Raw genomic sequence first — 15,367 nt, forward strand, 5'->3', positions numbered from 1 at the left:
AAAGTACTATCATTGTTGCTTGAAAGTACTATCATTGTTGCTTGAAAGTACTATCATTGTTGCTTGAAAGTACTATCGTTGTTGCATCGTTTTTACGTTAATAGTCTTCGGAGTAACCTTTGCTTGTTGCCGGAAGAATTAATGGTATAAGCCGGAGATGCCTATGTCTTCAGCCGCACAACAGCTGTTGTGCGCTTGCATATCAGCTGTTATGCGCTCGCCCAACACCTGTTGTGCAAGTGGAAATCAGCTGGTGGGCGGATTTCAAATCCGTCGGGGCGGCAAGGGCAGAAGCTCCTAGGGAGATGTGTCATGTCAGAACCAATACGCCCTGAAAGGGCAGAAGCTCCTAGCCCAGGGCATCGCCCTGGGTAGTTATGTTTGCAAACCTGTCGCCCTGTAAGGGCAAAAGCTTCAAAGAACCAGATGATTACAAAGCTTTTGCCCTTTCAGGGCACAAAAAAAAGTCGTGGAATCTTAGAAGGTGAGTCACCTCGGCAACTAAAATCCCAACGACCAGTCTAGTCTAGTTTTCGCAAATTTGTATAATAGTAAATGATAATAATGTCTTATAATAACTAAAACAAGGGGGGAGGAAGTATTCCAAGCTTCCTTCCCTCCTCTCTTACAGATATATGATTCTTAACTTTTGTATTTTGCTTAATTTTGATTTTGGTAGTTGATTGTCACCGTCCAATGCTTGTTGCTATTGTAGTGCTTAGCCTTGATGTAGAACGTACCTTCAGTACCTGTTACGGCACGTACATTCTTCATTGTGATGGTTTGAGTATTTCCAATCACACTTGGATTTTCATACTTGGTGACGAACCAACAGTTCCAGCCTGCGCCTCCATCAACCTCTTCAGTAGAAGCTACCTTTACATCGCTGCCTATAGGGTTCACATCATTGGATGCAATCTCAATTTCTATTGGCAACAACTCCTTAGGATAGTAACTTGGAATTGTGAAAGTCAGTTGGGCTTCTGAAGTTACCTTCTTACCCATTGTAATTTTAGTTGGGAATTTGAAGTCCACATTGCTGATACTGTAGAGATGGATGTTTCTAGTCAATCCATGCTTCTTATCTACCAGCATGATGGTGGCAGTCTTACATTCACCGGCACTGATATCACCAATCTTGTATGTGATGGTTCCCTTACCGGTTGTAGCGTCATACTGTACTATAGGTACAGGAAGCTTTCCACCTTCCAGCTCCGTGAAATTCTTGTTCTCTGTCCAGGAAACATCGAAGTCGGCTGCAGTTTGATTAGCCTCACCCGTATATTCAAAGTCGATGACCTGCTCGCTGTTTGCAGATTCTTGTGTCAACATCTGGTAAGTACCATTCACGATATTCATCGTGTAAGTACCATCAGAAATTTCCTGGATGATGTCTTCTACCGTAATCCAAGGATTGTTGGCTGCATAGCCGTTAAGGGCATCGTTGTAGCCAGTATAACCTAACTTTTGATTCAGCTTCTTGATATGAATCGCATAGGTATAATTTCTCTTGATCTTATAGAATCGCTGATCCTTATCCTGAAGATAAACCTTGTACCATTTTTCGGTTTTGTCGTTGAATGTCACTTTCAGGATACAGCTCACAGGATTCTTACTTGAGTTTTCATCCTCAAAGCAATATTGCACAGTTCCCATCTGACCTGCAGAACCTTTGTATCTTTTTTCTGACTTAGGCAGGGTAATGTCGTTAATATTCCATTCCCAATCCTTAGTATCATCAGTGGTGTTTGGAAACTCCAGTTTCTTACGGTCGAATGCAGCTATTGTTGCATATAACATTCCTTCGCCGATGGAGATTTCTACACTCTTGATATCGGTTGTAGTTTCCCAGTCTGCTGTGATCTTAGCACGATCTCTAATCAGATGAATCACATTGCTGCTATTGGTAAGCTTTGCCTTCATTTCTGCTGTTGTAGAACCACTGCAATATCCCCAATACTTGGTCTTCCGAGCCTGATTTTCATCTGCCTTTGATTCAAACGTAGTAATCAGCTTGTTCTCATGCAAACCAATCCACTCGTTGGCAGCCTTTGCCGTATTGATACCGGCATTGGCAATGATGTGGAGTCGGGCGGTGGCATTAGGCATCTTCACACTAATCTTTTTGTTATCGGTGTTAGCTGCCCCATCGCCAATTTCCTCTTCGCTTGTAGCTTCCACATTCAGATCCCGACCCATGCCCAGGAAGTATCCATTGGCATCGAAGCAGAATATCTGCACATCAGAGCTTCCGAATCCCTCGTTGTTGTAGCCCTCAGATCTTGTTCCGATTTTGTAGTCTGGAGTAGATACCTTGAAGCTGAGCGTCATCTCACCCTTGCTGTTAGAAGGCACCGTCTCTTCAGACAAATCGCTTGTGCAGGCTGTTAGCATGGTTGCTAACAGTCCTACCAACATTCCGATATATAGTTTTAACTTTTTCATTTTGTACCTTCTTTAATTGTTATTCATTCTTGTTTTCCAGCTCTTTTACCTCGTCTGGTTTGAGGTCGCGAACGCAACGAACATACCCAGTTGAAGAATTACCATTGTTTGTTTTAACCTCTTTGCCATTTAAGGCCCAGTAGGATCCTCCAGCTAATACAACGTCAATCACATCTTGCTTATTATTATATTGATATTTTGTGATAACGCCAATTTCCGATGCTGTTGGTAATCGCCAGTCTGTATATTTTGTACCATCCTTTCTCACCTCAATGTATTTGTCACAATGTTCTGAAGCATCAACTCCGTCATCGAATGGTAGTACTGTACCTAATTGAGATGCCAACATAAAGGCTGGTGAAACAACATCTTCCTGAGATTGTTTCGTGTTTGGATCAATGTTTGTAACGTGTCCTATTTTATAGTCAGTTTGATCTTGCTGTGTACTTGTTATTTGTACAACATACATCTGATTATTATTTTTTTCTCCCATATTGCTTCTCGTGGTTGCTTGATAGCTCTTGTTAATCTTTTTGTCATAGTATGTATAGATGTTGTTATCTATACAAACCTTAGCTTGAAAGTTGTCATCAGCATACCCTTTTCGTGTCTTATGTAGTTTTTGATCTTCCTTCCAGTCAATTCCTACAGTTGTAGCAATCTTACCAGAAGGTTTACCTGTCAAATAATCATAACGTTCGTATGTATTTAATTTATCTTTTGTAGAATACCAGCCAGCTATACCCTGGATATACTCCAAAGGATACTGTTTGATAGTTACATTCACAGGATCTTTCACGCCTTCGCAAGTAACCTTTATCTTGATATATTTAACAGACAGTGGCACGAAGTCATTGGTTTTATTGTTCGCATCGCCAATAACAATTGTTCCCTGATCCTGTAACTCACCATGACCATCTGCATATTGTGCAGAAGCTTTGAAGGATTGACTACCAGAGCATGATTGTTTCTTACCATTTTTGTCATAATAGTAAATTGCCACGGTTTCTACCGTACATTTACCAGAGCCATAGAACTTGATGGTAGAATTATCAAATCTCTGGTTCTTCATGATCATAAAGGTAGGAGAAACCAACAAGTACTTCTGGTCACCAGCATTGATTGTGGTCTTTTCGCCCTGGGTCCACTTCTGTACATCATATACCAGATCCATAGCATCACCATAAGTAATGTCAGAGCTGCTGCCCAGACTTGTTACGGTAGCGTTGGCTGTATAGACGTAGTTACGATCCAATGACTTGGTTTTCTTAGGGTCGCGAACTGGAATACTGTAATAGTAATCCACAGATGTTTCTTCACCCTTCTTCTTCAGCTTCACCTTGATCTTTGCCTGAGGTGCACTTGCATTATCTTTCCATGATGTTGCGTAGCTGTAGGTAACCAACTGATAGCCATCAGCAGCAGTCTTAGCCATTGTCTCATTCGTCTCTGTTTCGCTCATACTAGCTATGTTCTTAGCAGTATTTGGACCAAAGAGTGTAGTCTTGGTGTTATAGTTCAGCAACTGCCAGGTAGGTTCGCCTACCACCTCGTAGCCAGCAACATTGATATTGAGATTTACAACGATCTTGGCTGCAGCTCTTGTCAGCTTACTGTCGATGGTTTGGTTAGGCTCTTTGCTGACTGTCCAATCAGAGTTGGCTGTCATCAGGAAGTTCTTGGTAGCATTCTTGTCGCTGCTGCTGTAAGGCTTCCAGATGTCTGCATCAGTCTGCACCTTGTTTTTCAGGTCTGCCAATGATTTTACCTGTGTCAAGTCCTCATTTGCATTGGCAATAGAGTACACGAAGTAAGCCTTGTTCTCCTGCAGATTCAAGTCAACTTTCCAGTTGCCCTGACGAAGAATCGCTGTCTGGTTGCTTTGCAAGTTGCCTTCTAACTTCTGGTTGACACTTTGCTCCTGATATTCCTTGTCGAAAATCTTCACGTACAGGTTGTCCAGTGCAGCTTCACGCAGGGTTTGTTCAGAAGCAACTGCAGCTCTTGATACAGTTGCTTCTGTTACACTAGGCTTGATGCTGAGGCTCTCTGACGATGTTTCGGTGAAGAAATCATCCTGAGCGGAGCATCCTGCCATTGTTAGACCGAAGGTCAACAACATCAAGCCTTGTACAGATTTTCTATATTTATTTAACTTCTTCATGATGATTTAATCCTTTAGTTTATTTAAACCACATATTCTCATTTAAATTCCTGAGCGATCAGCACCCTGGGTGAACTTGATATTAAATTCATCTCCAGGTAGTTTTCCAGTTCCTACATTGAACAGAACCTTTCTCATGTCAGGTGCAAGAACGATAAATACGTTGGTGTCGAAATTTCTTTCTACTGCTAAGTCTTTATTTCTCTTTGGCACTACATAGAATGTAAATGAGTTGCCTTTGATGTCGCTCTTACTTACTGTATCATAGGTTGTTCCATTCACATAGAACGCAAAGTCTGGGTTGTCGCACTGAAGGATCCAGTTCTTGTCGCCTGTATCAATGTTCTTCAGCGTGATAGCTGGACCACCTCCATTTGGAATACCATAGTGAACTTCCACTGAATCTCTATATTCTCCTTCGTCTCGTACCATCTCGATGCTTACCGTATCAGTATATTCCCATACGATGTTGTCAACCCAGTTACTTACGATAGGATTCACATTCAGTTCTGCCGGATTATCAGGATCACTACCACCTTCTCTGTCCACCTTGGCTGTTACGTCGTAGATGGTGTTGCGGTCGAGGCGATAGAGAGGCTCGTAGTTTGCCCAATTAGGCTTGCCGTCTGCTGTTGCCTCATCGTTATCTTCGTAGAGGCGCTTGTTTACCGGAACCTTGTAGAAGTAATCATTGTTGTTGAATTTTGCCTTGAGCAGGATGTAGGTCTGCTTGGTGACATCGATTGGCTCTTCTACCTTTGGATCCTTTTTCTTGTCAATCCAATTGTTGGCGTATGAGTAGAACACAGCCTTGTTGTCTTGTGTGATGGCAGGAGCAGTTACCTTGCTGCTGGCAGCAGCTTCGTTATTCAATGCATTGTTTGTGCTGGTACCTTCTGCGAGGATAGAACCGTCTGCTGCGTAGTGTATCAACTGACAGGCATAGGCATTCTCTGTAGGAGCTACTGTGTTGCCCTTGTCATCTTGTACGTTGAGGCGAATCTTGGCTAGCGCTCTCTTCAGCTGGAATCTGATGTGAATCATTCCGTTTTCAATCGGTTTGGTCTCCTCCATCTTGGCATCCATCACGAATGAAGTCTGCTTTGCCTTGGGATTGAAGGTGGCTGCCTTGTTGATGGTGGCAGCTTTCAATTGATCCAATGTTGTAATGCTGCCGATATTATCCAGGTTTGCTACCAGATAGAGAGTGTTGCCTGTAATATCCGAACGCTTCAGCTGGGTGCTTTCCAACTTCTTGTGCTTGTAATCTGTAGTAGGACTGCCCTGAACAGAAGCATCTGTAAGAGGAAGCCTCTTGACGAAATTTCCATTTGCATCGAAAACGAAGAGTTCGAGGCGCTCAATCCAGTTTTCATTGAGATAATCCGATCCATCCTCTGTTGTTTCTCCTGCGCGGGTAACAGCTGCACGGGTATCAGTAGCAGAACCGCCTACTTTATATTCCAGCACTACATCGTAGTCGCAACTCGGTGTGCCGTCTATATCATCGCTCATGCAAGATGTGTTTGCAAGCCCTAAGAGGGCGATTGCACACATCGCAAAGTATTTTGATATTGCTTTCATTGTTTGCCCTCCTTATTTTATTATTAAATAATTAGTATAATGTCCACTCTTTTCTTGGAGATCATCGTAGGGAGTTCCCTTGGTTGCCTGCAGTTGGAAAATGCGGATGCGGGTATTGGTTCCTGCAAACTTTCTTTCCTTCTTGTACCTACCTCTTGCATAGTCAGGGTTGATTTCCACTTCGTATTCATGGATTCCATCCAGCGATACGGTTACGTAGAGGTCGGTAAATACAGGATTGTCGCCCTTACCTTTAGCCCAAGGAGTCAAATCTGTCCATGATTTACCGTTTGTCCATGCATTCTTGGCTTCTACCTTGATCTGATAAGGATCTTTTCGGGCGATGCCTGTAGAAACGCAGGTAGTGGTATCGGTAGAATTACCATAGTTAAAAGCAAACTCAGTAGGGTTGGTGAGATGTGCTTTCCAAACCAGTCCGGTAGGACCATCTACCTTGATATAGAAGGCTGCTCCAGATGGCGCATCCTTCAAATAATTATGGTCTTTATCCTGGTATCTAGGATAGTTTACCAGACAGTAGAGACCTTCTGCATCACCTTCCTGTGGATTCGGTGTAAATTCAGTTTCATTTTTGGATGGTGTCTGCCATGCAAACATCTGGCAATTTACATTGCTCCAGCTGATTTCAGAAGTTACCACGTTCCAAGGCATTACCTGCCAGTCGAGGCAGAGGGCTCCACCTTGGAGGAAGTAGCCGTAAACTACGAGCTCTCGGTTGCGGATAGCGTTGCCGCTGGATGGAATGGTGAATTCCTTGGATCTTACGAAATCGTCGTCAGCCAACTGATAGTAAATCGTACCCTTGATAGGCTTGTTGGTTTCACGAAGATAGCACAAATTATGTTCGCCGATTTCCTTGAATTCCTTATTCATGCGGTCCATATAAGCCTGAGCTGTTTCGGTTTTTTCATCACGCTTATAAGCAAGCGGATCAGTTACCGCCTTGATTCCTGTATTTTCTACACCGTCAAGCTTGAGGGGTGAAGCAACATAAGAAGTTCCGTACTTATTGCTTGTTGCAGCCTTGTTGGCATCAGCGGTTTCATAATCCTCTTCATCAGGGAAAACATAGCTTTCTGTAGGGAAGGTGTATCCATCTATTTCAATTCTTGTTACCTTCACATTTTCTGTCAAGGCATTAGCATCTGCCGTGCGGGCGAAATAGAAGTGAAGCTTGGAAACGGCGCGAACCAGAGGAATCGTAATGCGCTTGTTCTGTGCCTCGGCTTCTGTGAGTGCAGCAAACCTGTTTACGTCGATGTTGGTAATGGCACGAGAGATAGGGAGTCCGTTTGCTGGAACGGCTGTTGTCTCTGCGCTACCGCTACCGTCATCCTTGATTCCGAAAGGACTGGTGAATGTTAATTCCTTCAAGTCCTTGCGGGTGATGGTATATAGCGTCTTGCCTTTCAGGTTGGCATTGGTGCTTTCCGTGTTTGCCAGGATGTAGAGGTCGATGTTTTTGATTTCTTCACCGTTGATCTTACGCAAGAATCTCAAGTTCAGCGTGTAGTTGCCGTTGACGGGGTTACCGTCAGCAGTAGGAGTGTCTTCCTTGTAAGCAATCGGATTGGCGCTTTCGGCGCTTTCTCCTGTTCCTGATTTAAACACCCATACCTTGATGCTATGAATGTCGCTCTCTGTGTTAGGATTAGCCTGGGTCTCGTCGTCCTTTCCGATGTCCCCAGCTCTGCTCGCTCTGGAAGTCGTGTTGCTGGCGGTAGAGAAGCTCAGGTTGAGGTAAGCTTCATCGCCAGTTGCAGGTGCCTGCGAATCTTGGTCTGAACAAGATGCCATTGTGCTCAACATGAGCAAGGCTGCGATAGCCATGCCTAGCCGGCGTGTCATCTTGATCAAAGTTGAGTTATAGCGTTTCATCTTTTTAATCTTTTACTTATACTTAATACTTTTCTTTCTCTCTATACAGTGTGGGTAGCACTGTTTCCTTATTTGGATCCGAGGTCTGCATTCTGCAGATTGAGAACCCAGCCGTTCACCTTGATTCTAGCATCCATGTGGTAGTCGGAACCTGGACTTGGAACGTAGAATACGAGGGTGTAGTGATCCTGGCGGTCGAGGTATTCCTGATCCTCCCAGCCCTTGTCGGTGCGCTCGCCGCAGAGAGCGAGGAACCATGGCAGTGAGTGGTTGAAGATTTCCTTGCCTGTGCGCTTGTCGGTGATTACGATTCGCTTGTCGTTGTACTCCTTACTGTCGGTGTTGCGGGTGCTTACATCGTTCTTGCGCTCGAACATTCTGGAAGAAGACAGGTCGTAAACCAAAGCCTTGTCGATTATTTCACCTTCTACCTCAGTATTGCCGTCGGTGTTAACCACCAGTTTCTCGTTGTAAGGCACGTAGGTGATTGGCTTGTTCTGTTCTACTCCGTTGGCATCCTTTACCTTGTCGCCCTTGTAGTCGAGGAGGGCAGCCGAACCCTTGATTCTTACGTCGAAGTTTTCTGCCACGAATCCCTGCTGTTCGTTATCGTAAGGAAGCATCACGATGCGGTAGGTCTTGGTACATTTCATCAGACTCAGTTTGCCGGATGTGTCCTTCTTGCCCTTGAAGTCGAGAGATGTCTGGGCGGTGTAGAGAGCGGTGAACTTCTTGTTGTTGACAGAAGCCTCTCCGTCTTTCTTTCCCATTTCCTCCTGCAGGTCGTTGATGGTAGAAACACCTGGTGTGAGTTGGGTGAAGCTGAACTCCATCTCGTCGTCACCGTCGGCTCTGCTACCTGTAGGTTTCTTGTCACGAGCGAGGCAGACGAAGGTGTATTTGCCTTCCTGTAAGTCTGTGATGTCCATGCTGTGACCCGTTTCGAATTTGTCGGCAGACTGCGTATAGGTATCGAAGTATTTACCGTTTTTATCGAAAACATAGACGTTGAGGTTTTTCACTTCCTGGGAGAAAGCATCAGCGTTCTCAACATTATATGTATAATCGAACTTGAGCGACACCTTAGGTGCAGGACAATTCGTCAGATCGTCTTTCATGCATGATGAAAGCGAAGAGAGTGCGATGGCTGAGATACAAACCACTTTGCAACCGTTTTTGATGATGAAATGTTTCATATCGTTTGTGTTTTATTAATTCTTTTACTTATACTTATATCTAGTGTGCCGTAGGGCTTTAGAAGTGGGGGTAGCCTCCGGCATCCTTTTTTCCTTGTTGAGTGGTGCTGATTCAGCACGATAGGGGTTCCCGCCATCTTTGGCGGCAAAAATCATTTTTTTCTTTTTTAATCTCCCGGAGGCGGGGTTGCCCCCGGGAGATTGAGCGTATTGTTGTTTCAAGAATTATCTTGAGATCGGGGGATGGGGTACATCCCCGGAGCATTCATCTTTTTCTGTTTCTGCGATTAAGCGAAGTGATTGGGATTAGTCACCCAAACTTACGTCCTGTGTATTGAGAACCCAAGGGTTAACAGTTACAGTTACGTCGAGGTAGAACAAACCGTTCTTGTCAATCTCACCGTTAGGAACCTGTGCACCTACGTTGAAGATCTTGTTAACATTCAAGCGGTAAATAGTGTTACGCTGGATAACGTCCTTGCCCAACTGTTTGTCTGTAATAACCTGCTTGTAATATGTCAAACCCTTGTTGAATACCTCGATGCCATACTGTGCACGGAATTCTGACAACTTGGTCTCTACAGACTTCGCGGTTTCAGCTGTTGGCTCTGTCTTAGCCTCTTCCAATTTTGTCTTCAACTGGGCTGCACTCTTACCCTCGAAGAGTCCTGCAACGTCTGCATAAGCCTTCATAATCTGATCAAAGCTTGTGTAGATAACGTTGTTGTAACGATAGAATGTACCATCCTGGAAGTCAGCTGGCATAAGCTTACCTGCAGCATCCTTAAACTGATTTGCATCCAAAGTAACCTTGTACTCGAAGTACATTGCAGTTGCGTCAGACTTGTTGTTCTCAAAGATATAGTCATTTGTAGCACCAGTCAAAGCCTTGAAGCCACCATCCTTGAACAAATACTTCTCACCGAAGTCATTCTTTGTCTTAGACAATGTTGCGTCATCTGGGATTAAAAGGCTCCATTCACTTTCTGCCTTATTCCAATTCTGCATAACGTATGTCTTGTTTGTAACGTTAGAGAGAGCATAGCGAACCAATTCAATCTTAGAAACCTTCTCCTTTGCATCGTCAATTGCATTCTTCAATGCCTGTGAAGCGTTTGCTGGGTATTCTCCTAAAAGTGCTTTTGTACTAGTAGGAACATCAACGCGAGCTGTTACACGCTCAATCTTGATTGCGCTTTCTGCGTTCTTGTACATAACCTTTGCAGGGTTGTTTTCAACCTTGTTAGCATCAGTGAATGTGACAGTATAGCCATTACCATTGGTTGTTGCATCATTCTGGTTGAACATAGAGAAGTTGTTGTCTGTATCACATGGCTTAGCAAAAGCTCCTGTTGATGTGAATGTCTGTGTAATGCCAGTTGCGGTAAACACGCCTGGCACACTCTTTCCCTTTTCGATAGTAAACGGTTCTGCAGTATTATCCATTTTGGTTGAACCAGCCTTGAAATATACCTTATAGGTAGCACCTGCAGCTACATTTTCTACTTGAATCTGAAGTATAGTCTGACCATCCTTCTGAGAATCTGCCTTGTCCTTGACAGCTCCAGTCCAATCCTTACCGGTCAGAGCCTTGCTAAATACAATGGATCCTTTTTCATCAACCAAGTAGAAAGTACCATTCTTTACAGCTGCTTCTTCTGCGGTAGCATCCTCTGTAGGTATTGGATTTTCAATAGAGGTTCTTGTTTCATTGCTAGTAGGAGTCTGTACGGCCAATGTCATATAGAAACCTTTCACCTGTGACTGTGTACCTGCGCCACCACCTAAATCATCATTGCTGCTGCAGCTTGAGAAAGATAACGCTGCTGCTGATACCAAGCTCATTGCGAGCAAATTCATTTTCTTCATAATCTTTTACTTATTAAGTGTTATACAAAATTTTGTTTTGAGTTGCGAAATGGACGGGTCTCTCAGACCTCATCACTGGCTTCGCCCGGGGGTAATCAAAAACTATTCTTTCTTTTCCAGTTCTTAAATTAAATTTTTTAGTTTATATTATTATTGTTTATGTTTATTCTTTTACTTATATATAAATTACATCAAGCGTTTATGAAGCTTTTGCCCTTTCAGGGCGCTTTGCTTTCGGCTTGTTTACCCAGGGTGTTGCCCTGGGCTAGGAGCTGTTGCCCTTTCAGGGCGTTTGGCGCCTAAGTGCTTTTGTGCCTGTGCTTTACGCTGCAATCTTGCCTGTGTCTTACTCCACAATCTTGTTCAGCTTGTTGAGATTCTCCTGAGCACCCTTCAAGCCTCCGGCTACAGCCTTCTGGAAGTACTGCTTGGCAGCTTCGTAATCCTCATTGAGAACGGCGAGGCAACCACGGGCATTATCTACTTCGGCACCGGTGCCAGCCTTCTTCAGGTATTTCTCTGCGCTTACCTTGTCACCTCTGTCGATGGCTGCAAGGGCTGCATTCAGATTGGCGAGCTTATCTTCTGGGAACATCTTCACGGCTGTGTCGAATACATTGTTGTACTCTTCGCTTCCCTTCGGATAGCTGTTTGCCACCATGTACATCTCCTGGAGAGAGAGCTTCTGCGGACGGGTCTTGATTACTCTGCGAGCCTCTTCGAGGTTGAATGCCTTCACGTCGTACTCGATGGTGTAATCTGTGCGGCGCAAGCTTGGCCAAACCTTGTCAACGAGGAATCGGAATGCCTCACCAGCCTTGGCTGCGAGCGTCTGTTCCTTCTGGTCAGGAGTCATATCGCTGTTGATGATCTTGAGAGCAGCTTCCTTCTGAGGGATTTTGTGACTCTTGATGTACTCCAGTGTTCCTTCCCAATCCTCAGCTGTAGATTCTACCTTGAAGAGCTTCTTGTCGATAGGGTAGGTCTTCAACAGGTAGTTGTAGAGAGCCTGGGTACGGTTGCGGGAAAGCTTGTCGTTGTTGGCATAGCTGCCGTCAGGAGAAGCATAACCGTGGAGGGTAATGGAAGTGATGGTTACATCAGGGTCGTTCTTCACGAGGTCGAGCGTCTGCTTGATGGTAGCCAACTCATTGGTATTGTTACCGAGATCCTTCACGATATCCCACTTGTTGATGCGGAAGTTGAGTCTAGCCGAACCGTTTTCCTGTCTGATCTTCACTGCCTCCGCCTTTGGCTGCTGATAAGCCTGGTAGAGCTGCTGAGGCGTAACGAGCGCCTCTCCATTGTTGGTGAGCAGGTTTTCTGCCAGCAGTTTCTGGTTACATCCACATGCATCATTGCTGATGGCGAAGTTGGAGTTCTTCATCCAGTCCTGGTAAGGAGTAGAGTAAGCGTATCGGAGCGTCTGTGGCTCCTTGTTTTCACGCTTGGCAACGATGAGCGGGTTCTGTGTAGCGGTCTTCTTGGTACGCTGGTAGTAGATGTATCTCTTGTTACCCATCACCTCCACAGCCGGGAGCTTGAGCGTATCCTCACCCTTATATAAAATAGGTGTAAGGATGAGACCTTTGTTGCTTGCCAGTTTCACGTCATCGAGATTGAGGTCCATATAGACGTTCACCTTATTGCCTTTCTTCTTGATTTCCTTGTTGAGGACTTTCATATCCTTGGCAGCCTGTTTCTGAGCGATAGCGTTAGTGCTAAACAGAATGCTGAGGGCGACGGCTCCAAGTGTCTTGTTTAAAATCTTATATGTATTCATAATCTTCAGTTTTTACTTATTCATATAATAATGTATCATGAATTAGAAGACATACACCAGATTGAGTGCCGCCTTGGTAGGTCCTACGTAGTGATGCGCCTTGTCATTCTCGAGTTTCTCACCACACTGTGGGCATTCATATTTATCCGATTTCGAATAAACGTATCCCACTCCGAGTTCAGCCTCGAAGTTCCAATGCTTGGAGAGAGCCCAGGTATAACCGTATGCAACACCTGCACCTACGAACCAACCTTCGTATCTGTAATCTTTCAATTTGGAGAAGTCGGTACCGAGGAACTTGAAGTCAAGATCTACGTTACCTATGTTATGAGAACCTCCGAGGGCGTGGAAGCCGATGAAGGAACCCATCATCTTATTGCAGAACCAGTATCTAGCTTCTGGTTGAACAAGCCAGTGCTGCCACTTCTTGTTCTTGGAAAATGTCCAAGGGTTGTAGTTGCCGGATACATCCAAGGTCCATTTTGGGGAAAGGCCAAATTCGAATCCGAGGTTCATGGTGCTTGTAGCATCATAAAGGAGGTTCGTCTTTATGGCCACCTTCTGAGCGACGGCTGGGCAGATGAAGCTGCCTACAGCCAGTAGCGCAATTAAAATCCTTCTGTTCATACTTAAAATCTTTTAATGATTTAAGAATGACAAATGGTCTCTCTAGAGAAACGCATCATCATCTTTTACTTATACTTATACTTATACTTTTTTTCTTTTCTTTTCTTTTTCCTTCTTTTCAATAGGCTTGCTCCTAGACTTTATTAATTTAAAGAATAGTTAGTCTATCATTTACTCTTCTTCTACTCATCAACATCTTTATCATCTACTCCTCAGTTCTTAGATGCCTGTTGGCAACTTTGGGGTTTGATTGAAAGCTCGGGCTTGAAACCGCGAACTTTGTTTTTACGATTGCAAAGATAGCATCTTTTTCGATTGCTGCCAAGAAAAATGCGCCTAAAAATGCTGATACCGAATAAAAACGCATAAATGAAACACTGAAAAACCCTGAAAAATGCTTTTTCGTATATGTTTTTTGCTTTTTCAGCCACTTTTTTACCTATTTTCTTAGTTTTTTTCGATTTTTAGTTGTAATTTTGCAACTGAGAAGAATAAGTTAGTAAATTAGCAATGAATTCAGGATTCAGAGATCCTGAAAGGAATGCAAGAAGCCCCTAAGCGGGCTAGACTTTATTAATTATAAGTAAATAAGAACTGTTTCAATTGAAAGCAAATGATGAAGACTAAGAACAAACTTTGGGATTTGTGCCTGCGCTTGGAGCAGCATTTATGCCCTGACTATTGTGGAGTGGTGGACCGCCGAAGGGTGATTGCCTTCGTCCTTTTGACTCTGGTAGAGATGCTCATTATTCCCTACCACTTCCTTTTGTTTTACATGATGGATGCATGGGGGGGGCATGCTCTATAATGTAGTCCATACCCTCGCACTGGCGCTGCTGATGTATGTGGTGCTGAAGCGCAAGGTGGTATTCAAGACCGGCATCTCCCTGCTCTATATCCTCGTATTCGTGAAGCTGGCGATAGACAGTATGCTCTGTCTGCACTATCAGGGTGACCGGGACAACCTGAGCGTGATGAGCAATATCTTCATCATGTTTATACTCGCCATTACCGCCCAGAGCCAGCAGCTCAACCGAACCACTCTCGGCTTTGCCGTCTCTCTGCTGCCAGTGGTAGCGGTAGCCATCTCGCATACGCAGATCTCCTCGCTGTTCTTCAGCATCAAGGCTGTTCTGGTTGGTTTCCTGATGATTTTGTATGTATGGCTCTATAACAGTGAATCAGTCATGTTCAAGGGACTCAGACAGCCCAAGCAGATGAGGGAAGAAGAGAAGAAGGCACTGCACATGCTTGCTGACCTGAAGGATGAAGAGAAGGATATGGCGGTGAACCTGTTGAGCCGCCTGAGCCCGGAACAGCAGCAGAATATCCTGGACCGTGCCGCAGAACAGTTGAAGACCAGCGAACTGACCAAGAAGGCATGGGATCTGGTATGTGCCGACCTCACCAACAGTGAGCGAGTGATCTGCCAGATGGTACTGGAAGGCAAGATGCTGAAGGAAATCTGCATCGAACTGAACAAGAGTGAATCGAACATCACCAGCCAGCGCAGCCATATCCGCAAGAAACTGAATATGGACCGCAAGGACGACCTGCGACGCGAACTGGAAAAGCGCTTCTATGAAGCCAGAAATTCATTGGGAGAATAGTTGTAAATTGTAAAGGAGGAGTTTTTTTGAGGGTGTGTAATAAGTCTAGATTATGGCAGCCGAAGACGGGCTGAAAGCCCAAAAGCTCCTAGCCCAGGGCATCGCCCTGGGTAATGTTGGCAAAAAGTAAAGTCGCCCTGAAAGGGCAAAAGCTTTCAATTTCAAAGCTTTTGCCCTTTCAGGGAGGTCG

The 15,367-nt window shown here is 44.5% G+C and carries 10 protein-coding genes; 2 read left to right on the plus strand and 8 right to left on the minus strand.

The features are described 5' to 3' along the window. Positions 1 to 660: 660 nt before the first annotated feature. The 8 genes from AAAT87_RS13255 to AAAT87_RS13290 form a co-directional block, all read right to left on the minus strand. Positions 661 to 2,445 (minus strand): hypothetical protein, encoded by a 1,785-nt coding sequence (locus AAAT87_RS13255; protein ID WP_349226667.1) that lies wholly within the window; start codon positions 2,443 to 2,445, stop codon positions 661 to 663. Positions 2,446 to 2,464: 19 nt separating this feature from the next. Then, complete coding sequence (gene fimD, locus AAAT87_RS13260; protein ID WP_349226668.1) at positions 2,465 to 4,609, minus strand: fimbrial tip adhesin FimD; 2,145 nt, start codon at positions 4,607 to 4,609, stop codon at positions 2,465 to 2,467. A gap of 42 nt (positions 4,610 to 4,651) precedes the next feature. Then, positions 4,652 to 6,193 (minus strand): fimbrial protein, encoded by a 1,542-nt coding sequence (locus AAAT87_RS13265; protein WP_349226669.1) that lies wholly within the window; start codon positions 6,191 to 6,193, stop codon positions 4,652 to 4,654. A 12-nt stretch (positions 6,194 to 6,205) separates the two neighbouring features. Further along, positions 6,206 to 8,092 (minus strand): hypothetical protein, encoded by a 1,887-nt coding sequence (locus AAAT87_RS13270; protein WP_349226670.1) that lies wholly within the window; start codon positions 8,090 to 8,092, stop codon positions 6,206 to 6,208. 68 nt (positions 8,093 to 8,160) lie between these two features. Further along, on the minus strand, positions 8,161 to 9,288 hold the full coding sequence (locus AAAT87_RS13275) for a FimB/Mfa2 family fimbrial subunit (protein ID WP_296972734.1): 1,128 nt from the start codon (positions 9,286 to 9,288) through the stop codon (positions 8,161 to 8,163). A gap of 306 nt (positions 9,289 to 9,594) precedes the next feature. Beyond that, positions 9,595 to 11,157 (minus strand): fimbria major subunit, encoded by a 1,563-nt coding sequence (locus AAAT87_RS13280; protein ID WP_349226671.1) that lies wholly within the window; start codon positions 11,155 to 11,157, stop codon positions 9,595 to 9,597. A 346-nt stretch (positions 11,158 to 11,503) separates the two neighbouring features. Continuing rightward, entirely contained in the window at positions 11,504 to 12,940 is a 1,437-nt protein-coding gene (locus AAAT87_RS13285) for a DUF3868 domain-containing protein (RefSeq protein WP_349226672.1), read from the minus strand. A 42-nt stretch (positions 12,941 to 12,982) separates the two neighbouring features. Continuing rightward, the gene (locus AAAT87_RS13290; protein ID WP_295024462.1) at positions 12,983 to 13,567 is read right to left on the minus strand and encodes a DUF3575 domain-containing protein; all 585 of its coding nucleotides are present in this window, start codon (positions 13,565 to 13,567) and stop codon (positions 12,983 to 12,985) included. A 613-nt stretch (positions 13,568 to 14,180) separates the two neighbouring features. Between AAAT87_RS13290 and AAAT87_RS13295 the strand changes: the two genes are divergently transcribed. Further along, complete coding sequence (locus AAAT87_RS13295) at positions 14,181 to 14,375, plus strand: hypothetical protein (RefSeq protein WP_349226673.1); 195 nt, start codon at positions 14,181 to 14,183, stop codon at positions 14,373 to 14,375. After that, positions 14,365 to 15,177 (plus strand): helix-turn-helix transcriptional regulator, encoded by an 813-nt coding sequence (locus tag AAAT87_RS13300; protein ID WP_349226674.1) that lies wholly within the window; start codon positions 14,365 to 14,367, stop codon positions 15,175 to 15,177. Before AAAT87_RS13295 ends, AAAT87_RS13300 begins: the two co-directional genes overlap by 11 nt. Positions 15,178 to 15,367: the final 190 nt, after the last annotated feature.

Origin of the sequence: Segatella sinensis, assembly GCF_040095255.1 — a bacterium.
Lineage (GTDB): Bacteria > Bacteroidota > Bacteroidia > Bacteroidales > Bacteroidaceae > Prevotella > Prevotella sinensis.